The organism is Massilia sp. NP310, assembly GCF_019443485.1.
GTDB lineage: Bacteria > Pseudomonadota > Gammaproteobacteria > Burkholderiales > Burkholderiaceae_D > Telluria > Telluria timonae.
The window spans coordinates 2,930,042-2,943,286 of the sequence record NZ_CP080379.1 but is presented as its reverse complement, the minus strand read 5'-3'; the positions used below and the strand labels follow the sequence as shown (position 1 = coordinate 2,943,286).

Here is a 13,245-nt window from a genome sequence, read left to right as displayed (position 1 = left end):
CCAGCCGTGAACAATTCCACAGCTCGCGTCAGAAGTGCATCGTCCCGCAGGCGGGACGTGCACGTAGAGAGGAAAAAGGGGGCAGGGCCCCCTTTTGGGTGTTGCATAGAGCTACTTAATTACACGGTTGGGTCGATGATGGTGACCGTACCGACGATCTCCACTTCGTCGCCGTCGACCGACGCTTCCGCGAACGCGGTTGCCACGTCTGCGCGCGACGCGCCATCTTCCAGGCGCTCCAGCCAGTACTCGGCGCCGGCGGTGTCGGCGTCGCGGCCGAACAGGCCTTCGTACAGGGCGTCGACGAACTCGGCGTCATCCTGGTCCAGGGCGGTGTACTCGGCCGACTCCAGGAAGCCCGAAGCGATCGTGTGCAGGGTGGTGGTGCCATCGGCGTGGTCGTACCAGAACTCCAGGCCGCCGGCGTCCGCGTTACGGCCCAGCAGTGCGTGGTACAGGTTGGCCACGGCTGCCTGCTTCTCGTTGGCAGCGAAGATCAACACGTCGTCGCCATCCAGCTGGACGAAGTCGACGTCGCTCATGGTCACCGACACGCCGGTCGCGGCGTTGACGATGGTGGCTTTGCCGCCTTCGGTGGTGATGACGAAGTCTTCTTCGGCGCCCACTGCCTGGACGACGGTCTTGTCGTTGCCCACGACGGTGCTGCTGCCTTCGGCTGCGATCACCAGGGTGCGGCCCGAACCTGCGACGACGGTGTCTTCGTCACCGGCGACCACTTGGGTGTTCACGCCATCGGCGATGGTGATGGTGTCGGCGCCTGCGGTGCCCACCACGACGCGCGCGATTTCTTCGCCGGCCACGGTCGCTGCCGACGAGTTGCCGGTTGCAGCTGGTGCTGGTGCGGTGCCGATGGTTGCGTCAACGCCGCCATTGCCCTGGAAGAAGATGGCAGGGACGTCACCGGTCACGGTAACGGTAGTCTGCTGGGTAGGCGAGGTCTCGATGAACACGACATCGACGCCTGCTGCCGGGGTGATCGTGGCATTGTTGGCGGCGGTGACATTGTCAGCAACGACGGTGCCGCTTGCTGGCAGCAGGTCCAGAATGCTTGCAATGGTTTCATCGCTGAAGAATTGCGCCGAGGTAGCTTTCAGCTGGTTGCTGATCGCGGTGGCGTTGGTATCGTACATGTACTACTCCTAAGTAGGATCAAAATTCCCGGTAAGACCGGACGCTCCAGGCGCACAAGCACTGCCTGTGGACCTTGCTTGCGCACCCTAGATATCGTGGGCCCGTCGTGACAGGGGCGGCTCCCGATGCAATGCTGCTAACGGGAAATCGATACAAATCGAAGAGTTCGGCACGAGCTTCGCCGGCATTGCCATGGGCTAAGTTGAGAGCGTTATCAATACAGGCCAACAACCTTGGCCCCACCGATTCACGGAGTTTCCATGATGCAGTGCGCAATCGTCGGGGATTCTACATGGATCGTTCTTCGACAAAACTCTCCGATTGTTTCATGCCCATAAAATGTGATCAATTGCGCACAATGTATTTACGCACAAATGAAACAAAATTACGAACAGATACATGCACTATACCAATAGCATTCCTTTTTTGAAACATTTTCCGGCAAAATTGATGCCGTGCCGCATCGATATTTTTTGGATCACCATCGATCATGTCGGCCGGAATCGCTGGTATCAGGCGCGGTCGTTTGTATCCCGCAGCGGCCGCGGCGGCAACTGGATCGCTGCCAGCGCCCCATACAGCGGCGGGCCGAGCACGCGCGACACCGTGCTCGCCACGACCGCGCAAGCCATCAGGCTCAGCACCATGCCATGCCCGTCGACCATCTCCATGACAATGATGAAGGCCGTCAGCGGCGCCTGGGTCGCCGCAGCGAGGAATCCGACCATCCCCAGCGCGATCAGCGCCGGCGCATGCGGATAGCCCGTCAGCACGGCGATGTCATGGCCCAGGGCGGCGCCGATCGACAGCGATGGCGCGAAAATCCCGGCCGGCACCCCCGACCAGGCGGTCAGCCAGGTGGCCACGAACTTGAACAGGGCGAATGCGACCGGCACGCTGGCTTCGTTCTCGAGCAAGCCGCGGGTCGCCTCGTTGCCGCTGCCATAGGTGGCGCCCCCGCTGACGATGCCGATGACGGCGACCACGAGGCCGCAGCCGAGGGCGAAACGCACCGGGTAGCGGGCGCGCCAGCGGCTGGGCAGGTCGGGCGACGTTCCGCGCAAGCTGGCCAGCAGCAGCCGCGCGAACAGGCCGCCGGCGAAGCCGCACACCACGGCCGCCAGCAATCCCGGCCACAGCAAGGCCAGGCCGATGGGGCCGGGATGGATCACGCCGAAGTGGGGGCCGTTGCCATGCACCGAGACGGCGATCAGGCCGGCCAGCACGATGCCGGCGACGATCAGGCCGCTATTGCGCTGCTCGGGCGTGCGCGACAGCTCTTCGATCGCGAACATGATGCCCGCCAGCGGGGTGTTGAAGGCGGCGGCGATGCCGGCCGCGCCGCCCGCCACCAATAAAGAGTGCGCGCTGATGCCGCTGCGCCGGGGCAGCCAGCGGCGGGCCGACAGCATCACGCCGGCCGCGATCTGCACCGACGGGCCTTCGCGCCCCAGCGACAAGCCGCCCAGCAGGCCGGCCGAGGTCAGGCCGATCTTGGCCAGGCTCAGCTTGAGCGATACGAGGAGGGGGCGGCGACCGCCCGACAGCGTGGGATCGAGCGCCGCCATCACTTGCGGGATGCCGGAGCCGCCGGCGCCGCGCACATAACGGCGCGTCACCCAGACGATGGCGGCGCAGCACAGTGGCGTCCAGATCAGCGGCGCCCACCATGCCATTTCATTGAGTTGCTGGAATTGTCCGAAGGCGGATTCGGCAAGCCAGGTGAAGGCCACCACGACCAGTCCGGCGATGGCGGCCATGCTGACCACGACGATCCGGGTGCGCCAGAGGTGGGGAGAAACGAATTCACGCCGGAAGGCGGAGCGCACATCGTGCGGAGAGGGTTCGGGCGCCATGATGGCCGGGAATTTATCGGAGCCATCATTATAAACATTTGCACGAATGTATTGCTGTTCGGCGTGCAATCAGGACCCCGGAAAATGTCGCCCGCCACTTTCCTGGCGGGGCGACACGCATGCTGGCATGCAGCCTGCTCAACTACCGTGGCCCGTCTCCCGGCGTTCCGGAACTCTCGGCGCCCTCGGCCAGCCGCTCGCTGATCTTGTCGTCGCTGGCACGTCCCACATAATCCTGCGTCGCCCGGTCGTAGTGGGTGCCCGGCGAGCCGCCGGTCGCCGCGCCGCCGATCGCCGACTGGCCGTTCTGCCTGTCTTCGGACTTGCCCAGCACGCCGCCGGGAATTGGCCCGGATGCATTGCCATGGCTGCTCTGCGCCGCGCCGGCCGGGCCGACATTGCTTTCAGGCGAAGCCTTGGCGAAATTGCTCTGGATACCGGATTGCCCGTTGCCCGAGCCGATGCTCGACGTGCCGCTCATGTCGTCGGTCACGAAGCCCGCATAGGAATCGGCGCGGCCCTGGCGCAGGCCCTGGTCCTGATCGTCCTGCTGGATGTCCTGCGGTTTTTTATCTTCCATGATGCTCTCCTTGGCACAGCTGACAAAATGAACATCTGGGTTCACCAGTCATCGTTCCCAATAGGAGGGCGGAGCGCCTGCGCGTAGGACTTTCCGTTCAATCGATCACAGCCAACGCCAGCTCGCTTTCCTTGATGTCGGCGATCGGACCCAGGATGGCACTGTCGAAGACGCGGGGCGCCAGTTCGCGCTGCCACAATGTCGGCATGTCGGGATTGGCCAGCGCGCCGCGCCCCAGCGCCAGCACGTCGGCGCCGGCTGCGCGCACCTCGCCGGCACGCTGCACGTCATGCAGGCCGCCATTGGCGATGATCGCCACGCCAGGGGCATATTTGCGCGCCAGCGCCACCAGGCTGTCGCCGCCATCGGCGAAGGCCGGTTGCCACGCTTCGAATTCCGTGACGTGGATGAAGTCGGCCCCGGCCCGCGCCAGCGCGCCGAAGATCGCCTGCGCATCGGCCTCGCCGCCGGGCCACTTGCTGGTGAAATCGTTCACCTTGCCCTGAGAGATGCGGATGCCGACCAGGGCCTGGTCGCCCACGGCCGCCTTCACCGCGGCCAGCACCTCGGCCAGCAGGCCGACGCGGTGCTCGACTGGGCCGCCCCAGCGGTCGGTGCGCAGATTGGTATGCGCGGTCAGGAACTGGTCAAGCAGGTAGCCGTTGGCGCCATGGATCTCGATGCCGTCGAAACCGGAGATGCGCACCGCGCGCACGGCGCTATCGACGAATCCCTGCACGACCTGCGCGATCTCTTCCTCGCTGATCTCGTGCGGCACGGCATACTCGCCTTTGCCATGGTAAAAAGTCATCTGCTTACCCTTCGGCTGGACGGCCGATGGCGCCACGCCGTGGCTGCGGAAGCGGTTGCCCTGGCTGAGGGCGCCGGCATGCATCAGTTGGGCGAAGGTGAGGGCGCCCTGTTCACGCAGCGCCTCCGTAATGGGCGCCCAGCCGCGCGCCTGCTCGTCGTCGGCCAGGCCGGGCTGGTTCAGGTAACCCTGCGAAAACGCCTGGTCGGTGTACAGGCCCTCGGTGATCACCAGCCCGAAGCCGCCGCGGGCGAAGCGCAGGTAATAGTCATGCATGGCCCGGGTCGGCGCGCCTTCCGGCGTCGCGGAAACGCGGGTCATCGGCGCCACGGCCAGCCGGTTGCGCAGCTTGGCGCCTTTTATATCGGTTGCGGATAGAATCGGGTTCAGGGAATCGCTCATGCTGGTCTTCGCTCGGTTGGTGTCGCTTGGCGACGATGAAGCCATGGTAGACGAGCGCCGACGGGCGATAAAGACGGGCGGGTGTGCAGCCGCTTTAACATATTCAGTTATAAACATGCAGATTTCGGATGTGCGCATCTTTCTTGCGGTGGCGGCCGGCGGCACCTTGTCGGCGGCCGCGCGCCAGCTCGGCATCGGCCCGATGCAGGCGTCGCGCCGCATCGCCGCGCTCGAGGCCGACCTCGGCGTGCGGCTGTTCCACCGCACCACGCGTTCGCTGGCGCTGACTGCCGAGGGCGAAGCCTTCGCGCCGTATGCGGCCACCCTGGCCGAGGCCGACGAGAGTGCGCGCGGCGCGCTGCGGCCCAGCGGCGCCCGCGCCTCCGGCCTGCTGCGCCTGACCGCGCCCAGCGTGTTCGGCCAGGCCATCGTGCTGCCATTATTGCCGTCCCTGCTCGAGCGCCATCCCGACCTGCGCGTCGACCTCGACCTGTCCGACCGGGTGCAGGACATCGTCGGCCAGGGCCTGGACCTGGCGTTGCGGGTGGCCACCCTGGGCGATTCGGAACTGGTGGCGCGGCGCCTGGCCGCCAATCCGCGCCTGCTGTGCGCCGCGCCGCGCTACCTGCGCGCGCACGGCACGCCCGCCACCCTGGCCGATCTCGAACACCACCAGTGCATCGGCCTGCATGCGGTGGCACGCTGGCCCTTCATGGTGGACGGCAGCCTGCAGCGGCGGCGGGTCGACGCGCGCGTGCTCACCAGCAGCGTCGACGCCGCGCGCACCGCCGCCGTGCAGGGGCTCGGCCTGGCGATGCTGACGTTCTGGGACGTGCATGAACACCTGCGCGCGGGCAGCCTGGTGCGCGTCGCGCTGGAGGACGCGGCGATGGAAGAGCTGTCGGTGTGGGCCGTGACCCCGACCCGGCGCTACGTGCCGGAACGGGTCAAGGTGTTCCTGGGTGCGCTGGAGGAAGAGCTGGCCCGCCTGGGCGGCTAAGCGCCTATCCCGGTAGGTGGGAGTCGCTCCTGCCGCGCCTGGCAAGCGTGCGCTGCGTTGCTCGTCGTTGCATGGCTCGCCATGCGGCCTCCTCGCGCCTTGCTCACGCCCGCCATGCATCGCCTACGCGCATGTCGCCATGAGCTTCCCCCCACCTACCGGGATAGGCGCTAAATCAGCCGGCCCGGCGCGGACGCGCCGGCTGCAGTTGCGGCGCCAGCGCGATCGCCTTGTCGCGGCCGGCCGACTTGGCCGCGTACAGCGCGGCGTCGGCGCGCGCCAGGGTCGCCTTGAACGGCTCGTCGGCCTGGGTCGCGGTCACGCCGATGCTCAGGGTCAGCGGGGCTTGTCCGCCATGGCGTTTCAGGGTGGCGGCCAGCTGGCGCAGCTCGGCCTGCAGCTTTTCGCCCACCGTGCAGGCCTGGGCCAGGGTGGTTTCGGGCAGCAGCACCGCGAACTCGTCGCCGCCCAGGCGCGCCATGCAGTCGGCCGCGCGCAGCGAGGCGCGGGCGCGTTCGGCCACCAGCTGCAGGGCGACGTCGCCGGCTTCGTGGCCGCCGCCGTCGTTGATTTCCTTGAAATGGTCGAGGTCGATCAGCATCAGGGCCAGCGGCTGGCCGTTGCGCCGGCTGCGCGCCAGCTCGCGCTCGGCGATGTCGAAGAAGGCCTTGCGCGACCAGGCGCCGGTCAGGTGGTCGTGGTTGGCGACGTACTCGGCCTGCTGCAGGATGTAGCGGTGCATGGTCAACAGGCCGCCCAGCGTCAGCGCCGGCAGCGCCAGCGCGGCGGCGGTCAGGATCGCCAGGCTGGCGCTGCTCGGCTGCAGCAGCGAATCTGGCGGTTCGGCCGCCAGCAGCAGCCAGGCCATGCGCACGGCGTGGCCCGCCACGACCAGGCCGCACATGAGCAGCACGAAGCGTTGCACCTTGTTCAGGGCGGCGGGCGCCAGCACGCTGCGCGCGATGTCGGCGCAGACGGCGGCCTGGAACAGCGAGGCGACGGCGCTGCGCGCGGCGAAGGAATCGAAGCGGTAGTGAAAGAGCGCGATCAGCAGGCCGACCGCGCCCACCAGCAGCGCCAGCGGCGCGAGGCGCGCCGGCAGGCCGGCCAACTGGCGGTAGCCGGCCGCCAGCGCGGCGCCGGCGCCGGCATAGGCCATGTTCGCCACTTCATAGGCCAGCAGCGGCGGCAGTTCGCGCCCGAAGGCGTACAGCAGATTGCCCACCAGGCCCAGCACGGCCGAGGCCAGCATGGCGCGCATGCCCCGCACGTTCTCCGATCCCGCGGCCAGCAGGGCCAGGAAGACGAGAAAGCAGAGCAGGGCGGCGATCAGGAAGATCTGCTGGGTGGCGAGCATGTGACAGGCCTGTGCGCTCGGAGCGTTCAGATAGCAGGGAAATTTCGGTCATTAGCGGCAAACGCCGTCGTTCCCGCGGAGGCGGGAACCCAAGGTCTTAGCGCAGCCACGGTAAGTTGAAGACTGCGGCAGCTCATGCATACTTGGGTTCCCGCCTCCGCGGGAACGACGTTTTGGTGTTCGGCCGATGGCGTGAGGCGGTATTATGCCCTTGAAAATTTGCCGGCGGGAATGTTTATGTCGGCTTTTCAGCCAACGACATACCGCTTCGACGCCCCCAGCCCCACGGTCTGGCCGCTGGCGCCATAGATCGCGCCGGTCGGCGCATTGGTGGGGGTGCGCAGGGCGTTGAGCACGCCCTGGTTGTGCGCCAGTTGCTTGCTGATCAGCATGCCGTTGACGCGGTTGAGTTCTTTTGCTTCGCGGGCCACGTCCAGCATGCGTTCCCATTGTTCCCGCGCGCCGCCATCGTCGCTGGCGGCCAGCCATGGACCCATGCCCGCTTCCGATCCCTCGCATCCGGCTGCCCGCAGCGCCGCGTGGCGCTGTTGCGACAGGCTCGACAGGCTGGCCAGCAGGGCGTTCTTCTGCGTGGTCAGGCTGGACAGTTCGTCGGCGTCGAGCGCGACCAGGGATTGCTGTTCCTGTTTCATCAATGCCACGAGGGCGTCGAGGTGCTGGTGTTCGGCTGCAATGGTCTGGGTCGGGCTCGGAGTCATGGTTTAGCGTTGTCTTGAATGGAGCAAGTCGCGTACGGTTTCTAGCAAGCCGTCCGCCACTTTCTCGGAGTTGACTTGGAACTGGCCATCGGCGATGGCCATCTTGATGCGTTCGACCTTCTTCGCGTCGAACACCTGCGCGCCGCCGCCCACCGCATTGGCCATCGCCTGGCCTTGCGAGGACAGCCGCACGCTGTCGGTCTGCGCCTGGGTCGTCGGCGCCGTCGTTGCGGCCTTGTCGGCGCCACGCGCGGTATTCGTTTGCGTGGTCGCCGGCTGGAGGCCGGGGTTGCCCTTGAGCGTATCGTTGATTTTCACAGCATCATCCTTCTCGGTTCGAAGCTACAAGCTCCGGGATCTGCTTGATGTAACGGCTGCGCCTTTACAAACTTTAGCGATCAATCACGATTTCGATGCCGCGAAAATCACATTTCTTTATAGAACTATTTCCACCATCCCGCCGTTGCGCGCCAGGCCGCTGACGACGGTGCCGGACTGGGTGCGCACCTGCACCACCTGGCCGTCGCTGGCGTTGTTGATCGCCTTCGCCTCGCTCGTGACCGAGAAGTTCGAACCGCGCGACACCAGTCGTACCGCCTGGCCCTGCTTGATCACCTGCTGCGCGCGCAAGGTGTCCGTGCGCAGCGCGGTGCCGGCCGGCAGCGAGATGGTCGGGGTGCGGCCGATCGCCTGCGCGATGTCGGTGATGATGCCGTTCGGCATGGCGGCGATGTCGGCCTTCACCAGCACCAGCTGGGACGCGTCCAGTGGCTGGCCCTGGGCCAGCGGCACGGCGGCGGCGACGTAGTCGGCCACCACGCTCACCTGCGCCTGCAGGTACAGCGACCAGGACGGGGCGGCGCAGCGCACGCCCACCGTGGTCTTGCCCCAGGGGCGGGCGCCGGGTTGCAGGAAGGCTTCCGGCGCCGGGCAGGCGGGCAGGCTCAGACGTGGGTCGACGCCGCCCACCTTCACCGTCACCTGGCCCGGCAGGCCGGCGCTCTGGGTCTTCAGGAACTGTTCGGCGACCGCGCGCACGCTTTCCGCCTTCTGGCGCCCGGCGCCGGATGTCTGTTGCGCCTGCGCGCCGCCGAATACGAGGGCGAGCAGCGAAAAGGCGACAAGTTGCTGTTTCATGGAGATTCCAGTTGATGGGAGATCGGAATGCTGCCATCTTAGGTCGAATGATTCCGTAGCGAAACATTGAATAGCGGGGGATTTCCACCTCCTTATCCGTCGATTGGCCGGCAAGCCGGGTCCGTATCATCGCTTCTGTCCCAACAAGCCACCCTCGGAGGCAGCATGATCGGCAATCTCGACAACTACCTGCGTTTCAATGAAACCGCACTGTCCCTGCGCTCGCAGCGCCAGGAACTGCTGGCGTCGAACATCGCCAACGCCGACACGCCCAACTACAAGGCGCGCGACATCGACTTCGCCAGCGCCCTGCAGAATGCGATGGCGGGCGGCAAGAACGCCGGCGCGATGAACACCACCAATAACGGCCACATCCCGCGCGGCGCCGCCACCGGCGACACCCTGGCGAATGGCACCCCGGTGCTGTATCGCGGCGTGGTGCAGGGCAGCGTCGATGGCAATACCGTCGACATGGACGTCGAGCGCAACCAGTTCGCCGACAACGCGCTGCGCTACGAGGCCGGGATCATGATGATCAACAGCCAGCTGAAGGGCCTGATGACGGCGCTGCAGAGCCAATAAGGACTGACCATGTCGCTATTTAATATCTTCAATGTGTCGGGCTCGGCGATGAGCGCCCAGGCCCAGCGCCTGAACACCACCGCCAGCAATCTGGCCAATGCCGACAGCGCCACCTCGCCCACCGGCGAAGCCTACCGCGCCAAGGCGGTCGTGTTCGAGTCGGTGCCGACCGCCTCGGGCGCCACCGGCGTGCGCGTGCGCGAAGTGGTCGAAGACCCGTCGCCGCTCAAGCAGGTCTACGATCCCAAGCATCCGATGGCCGACGACAAGGGCTATGTAGCGATGCCTAATGTAAATGTGGTCGACGAGATGGTGAACATGCTGTCGGCCTCGCGCTCCTACCAGACCAACGTCGAAACCATGAACGCAGCCAAGACCATGCTGCTCAAGACCCTGACCATCGGCCAATAACCTTCCTATCTACCATGACCAGCCCGATCAGCTCCCAGAGCCCGACTTCGAATATCGCCGACCTGCAGGCGGCAATGAACGCCAAGGCCAAGACCGAGACCGACAGCGTCCAGGCCGACACCGACAAGTTCATGACCATGCTGGTCACCCAGCTCAAGAACCAGGATCCGCTCAGCCCGATGGACAACGCGCAGATGACCAGCCAGCTGGCCCAGCTGCAGACCGTGACCGGCGTGAACAAGCTCAACACGACCCTGGAGTCGCTCAAGGCCAGCTACCAGTCGACCGAGTCGCTGCAGGCCACCCAGCTGATCGGCAACGGCGTGCTGGTCGAGGGCGAAGACATCCTGCTGCACAAGAGCCAGGCGATCCTGGGCGTGGAGCTGGCAACCCCGGCCGACAAGGTGCAGGTCGTGGTCGTCGATTCCAAGACCGGCAAGGACGTGGCGTCGCTGGAACTGGGCGAGCAGGATGCCGGCATCGTGCCGATCGCCTGGGATGGCGTGCCGGACGCCACCAAGGTCGACGCCGACGGCAAGCCGATCGTGCTGCCCGACGGCGCCTACACCTTCCGCGTGATCGCCAGCCGCGGCGGTGAAGTCCTCAAGGATGCCAAGACCCTGTCCTTCGACAGCGTCGCCAGCGTCACCACCGGTGGCAAGGATGGCGTCAAGTTGAACCTGCCGGGCAAGGGCGCTGTCACCCTGGCCGATATCAAACAAGTCATGTAAGCCTAGCTGCTTACTCTACCCTTATTCAGGAGTACTACCATGTCTTTCCAACAAGGCTTGAGCGGCTTGAATGCTGCAGCTAAATCGCTCGACGTTATCGGCAACAATATCGCCAACGCCAGCACCGTGGGTTTCAAAGGGTCGACCACCCAGTTCGCCGACGTCTATGCGAGCGCGCTCAACGGCGCGGGCGGCACCCAGGCCGGTATCGGCGTCAAGGTCGCAGCCATTGCCCAGCAATTCACCCAAGGTAATATCGAAACCACGAACAATCCGCTCGACATCGCCATCAACGGTTCCGGTTTCTTCCGCGTCGAGCAGGCCGGCGTGGTGCAATATTCGCGCAACGGCCAGTTTTCGCTCGACAAGCAGGGCTATATCGTCAACCCCCAGGGCGCCAAGCTGACCGGTTACGGTCTCGGCGCCAACGGCCAGCTGGCCGCCGGCGCGCCGGTGCCGCTGCGCATCGACACCTCGGACCAGCCGCCGAAGGTCACCACCAAGGGCCTGATCCAGCTGCAGCTCGACTCGCGCTCCAGCGCGCCGGCCGACTTGGAGTTCGACCCGAGCGACCCGACCACCTACAACAAGCAGGTGCCGATGGCCGTGTATGACACGCTGGGCAATGCGCACACGCTGTCGACCTATTACGTGCGCGACAAGGACAATCCGGAAGTCTGGAATGTCTACGCGTCGAAGGACGGCACCGAACTGAACGCATTGGCAGCCGTCGGCGTGACCCAGACCGACGAAGCATCGGTCGCGGCGAACGCGACGTGGACCACCGCCAACAACGCGGTGCCGAAAGACGCGACCGCCGTTGCTGGCGCGGCGGCCGGGTATGCGCGCGCCGCCGCAGCAGCGATCGCGGCTAAGGCAGGTGAACTCGATGTGAAGTATGCGGCGTCGGGCAATGCCGCCGAGGTCAGCGCAGCCGCGCTCGCTGCGGCCGCGGTGCCGGGCGCGACCCCGGCCGACATCGATGCCGCGATCGCCAAGGAACTCAAAATGGAAGGGGCGAAAGTCGGCTCCCTGGTATTCAATACCAACGGCTCGCTGAACATGGCCGAAAGCGGCAACTCGGAAGGCAAGAACGGCAAGTTCGACTTCGCCATCCCGGTGGTGCCGGCGACCGGCGCCGATGCGCTGCTGAAGGTGCAGATCGATTTCGCCGGCACCACCCAGTACGGCACCGCCACCAGCGAGAAGCGCATCGAGCAGGACGGCTACAAGCCGGGCGCGCTGCAGCGCTTCACCACCGGCGCCGACGGCACCATCCTGGGCCAGTACAGCAATGGCCAGACCAAGGCGCTGGGCCAGGTCGTGCTGGCCAACTTCACCAACCCGAACGGGCTGGAACCGCTGGGCAATAATGCCTGGGCCGAATCGGCCAACTCGGGCGTGCCGCTGATCGGCATCGCCGGCACCGGGGGGATGGGCGTGCTGCAGTCGAACGCCACCGAAGCGTCGAGCGTCGACCTGACCGCCGAACTGGTCAACATGATCACCGCGCAGCGCGTGTACCAGGCCAACTCGCAGACCATCAAGACGCAGGATTCGGTAATGCAGACGCTGGTGAACCTGCGTTAATGATTGAACATGCCGGCGGTGGTTGAACGCGTGGACGGCAAAGCCGTCCACGCCACGAGTCAACGCCGGCGTCGAATGTGGGGTGGACGGGTCTCCCGTCCACGCGTTCAACGCACGCTCGCACACCAACGACGCAACACGACGCCGCACTACCGCAACAACCAAAGGACCAACCATGGACCGCCTGATCTACACCGCCGCCTCCGGCGCCAAGCACATCCTCGAACAGCAGGCCACGACCTCGAACAACCTGGCCAACGTCAGCACCACGGGCTTTCGCGCCCAGCTCGACGTGTTCCGTTCGGCGCCGGTGCAGGGCCCGGGCCTGCCGACGCGCGCCTTCGTGGTCGACTCGACCGCCGGCAACGACTTCTCGTCGGGCGCGCTGCAGGTCACGGGCCGCGACCTGGACGTGGCGGTGAAGGGGCAGGGCTGGCTGGCGGTGCAGATGCCGGACGGCACCGAGGCGTATACCCGCAACGGTTCGCTGCAGATGAGCCCGAACGGCGTGCTGACCACGGCGTCGGGCCAGACCATCGCCGGCGAGGGCGGCCCGATCACGATCCCGCCCGACGCCACCGTGACGGTCGGCGGCGACGGCACCATCTCGACCATCTCCAACGTCGACTCGCCGGCCGCCCCGGCCGTGCTGGGCCGCCTGAAGCTGGTCAATCCGCCCGAAGGCGACCTGGTGCGCGGCGACGACGGCCTGTTCCGCCTGAAGGATGGCGGCAACGCCCAGCTCGACCCCACGGTGCAGGTGGCCGGCGGCGCACTCGAGGGCAGCAACGTCAATCCGGTCGATTGCATGGTCGATATGATCTCCCTGGCAAGGTCGTTCGACACGCAAATGAGCCTGTTGAAGAACGCCGAGAATAACGCCGCAAAAGCGACCCAGATCCTCGCTTTGAATTGAT

General features: G+C 66.0%; 14 protein-coding genes. 6 read left to right on the top strand and 8 right to left on the bottom strand.

Annotated elements, in window-relative coordinates; genetic code table 11:
* Positions 1–119: 119 nt before the first annotated feature.
* The 4 genes from KY496_RS13020 to KY496_RS13005 all read right to left on the bottom strand — a co-directional run bounded on the left by KY496_RS13020 (position 120) and on the right by KY496_RS13005 (position 4,801).
* Positions 120–1,151, bottom strand: coding sequence for a DUF4214 domain-containing protein (locus KY496_RS13020; protein ID WP_219864992.1), 1,032 nt, complete (start codon positions 1,149–1,151; stop codon positions 120–122).
* 513 nt (positions 1,152–1,664) lie between these two features.
* Positions 1,665–3,008 (bottom strand): chloride channel protein, encoded by a 1,344-nt coding sequence (locus KY496_RS13015; protein ID WP_219864991.1) that lies wholly within the window; start codon positions 3,006–3,008, stop codon positions 1,665–1,667.
* 142 nt (positions 3,009–3,150) lie between these two features.
* Positions 3,151–3,588 carry a hypothetical protein gene (locus KY496_RS13010; protein WP_219864990.1) on the bottom strand — a complete coding sequence of 146 codons (438 nt, stop codon included), beginning with the start codon at positions 3,586–3,588 and terminating at the stop codon, positions 3,151–3,153.
* 97 nt (positions 3,589–3,685) lie between these two features.
* A complete protein-coding gene (locus KY496_RS13005) occupies positions 3,686–4,801 on the bottom strand; it encodes an NADH:flavin oxidoreductase (protein ID WP_219864989.1) in 1,116 nt (371 codons plus the stop codon).
* Positions 4,802–4,916: 115 nt separating this feature from the next.
* Between KY496_RS13005 and KY496_RS13000 the strand changes: the two genes are divergently transcribed.
* Positions 4,917–5,801: a LysR family transcriptional regulator gene (locus KY496_RS13000; RefSeq protein ID WP_184239037.1), complete on the top strand. Its 885-nt coding sequence runs from the start codon at positions 4,917–4,919 to the stop codon at positions 5,799–5,801.
* Positions 5,802–5,976: 175 nt separating this feature from the next.
* Here the strand turns inward: KY496_RS13000 and KY496_RS12995 are convergent, their stop codons facing one another.
* From KY496_RS12995 to flgA, 4 genes are all read right to left on the bottom strand, one after another.
* Positions 5,977–7,158, bottom strand: coding sequence for a diguanylate cyclase (locus tag KY496_RS12995; RefSeq protein ID WP_219864988.1), 1,182 nt, complete (start codon positions 7,156–7,158; stop codon positions 5,977–5,979).
* 248 nt (positions 7,159–7,406) lie between these two features.
* Positions 7,407–7,877: a flagella synthesis protein FlgN gene (locus tag KY496_RS12990; RefSeq protein WP_071361646.1), complete on the bottom strand. Its 471-nt coding sequence runs from the start codon at positions 7,875–7,877 to the stop codon at positions 7,407–7,409.
* A gap of 3 nt (positions 7,878–7,880) precedes the next feature.
* Positions 7,881–8,195, bottom strand: coding sequence for a flagellar biosynthesis anti-sigma factor FlgM (flgM, locus tag KY496_RS12985; RefSeq protein ID WP_005665849.1), 315 nt, complete (start codon positions 8,193–8,195; stop codon positions 7,881–7,883).
* 117 nt (positions 8,196–8,312) lie between these two features.
* Entirely contained in the window at positions 8,313–9,014 is a 702-nt protein-coding gene (flgA, locus tag KY496_RS12980) for a flagellar basal body P-ring formation chaperone FlgA (RefSeq protein ID WP_071361648.1), read from the bottom strand.
* Positions 9,015–9,179: 165 nt separating this feature from the next.
* Here flgA and flgB point away from each other — a divergent pair, with 165 nt between their 5' ends.
* From flgB to flgF, 5 genes are all read left to right on the top strand, one after another.
* Positions 9,180–9,596: a flagellar basal body rod protein FlgB gene (flgB, locus tag KY496_RS12975; RefSeq protein ID WP_071361649.1), complete on the top strand. Its 417-nt coding sequence runs from the start codon at positions 9,180–9,182 to the stop codon at positions 9,594–9,596.
* A 9-nt stretch (positions 9,597–9,605) separates the two neighbouring features.
* Positions 9,606–10,007 (top strand): flagellar basal body rod protein FlgC, encoded by a 402-nt coding sequence (gene flgC / locus KY496_RS12970; RefSeq protein ID WP_005665852.1) that lies wholly within the window; start codon positions 9,606–9,608, stop codon positions 10,005–10,007.
* A gap of 14 nt (positions 10,008–10,021) precedes the next feature.
* Positions 10,022–10,738: a flagellar hook assembly protein FlgD gene (locus tag KY496_RS12965; RefSeq protein WP_005665853.1), complete on the top strand. Its 717-nt coding sequence runs from the start codon at positions 10,022–10,024 to the stop codon at positions 10,736–10,738.
* 39 nt (positions 10,739–10,777) lie between these two features.
* The gene (locus KY496_RS12960) at positions 10,778–12,328 is read left to right on the top strand and encodes a flagellar hook protein FlgE (RefSeq protein WP_219864987.1); all 1,551 of its coding nucleotides are present in this window, start codon (positions 10,778–10,780) and stop codon (positions 12,326–12,328) included.
* A 175-nt stretch (positions 12,329–12,503) separates the two neighbouring features.
* A complete protein-coding gene (gene flgF / locus KY496_RS12955; protein ID WP_219864986.1) occupies positions 12,504–13,244 on the top strand; it encodes a flagellar basal-body rod protein FlgF in 741 nt (246 codons plus the stop codon).
* Position 13,245 lies beyond the last annotated feature (1 nt).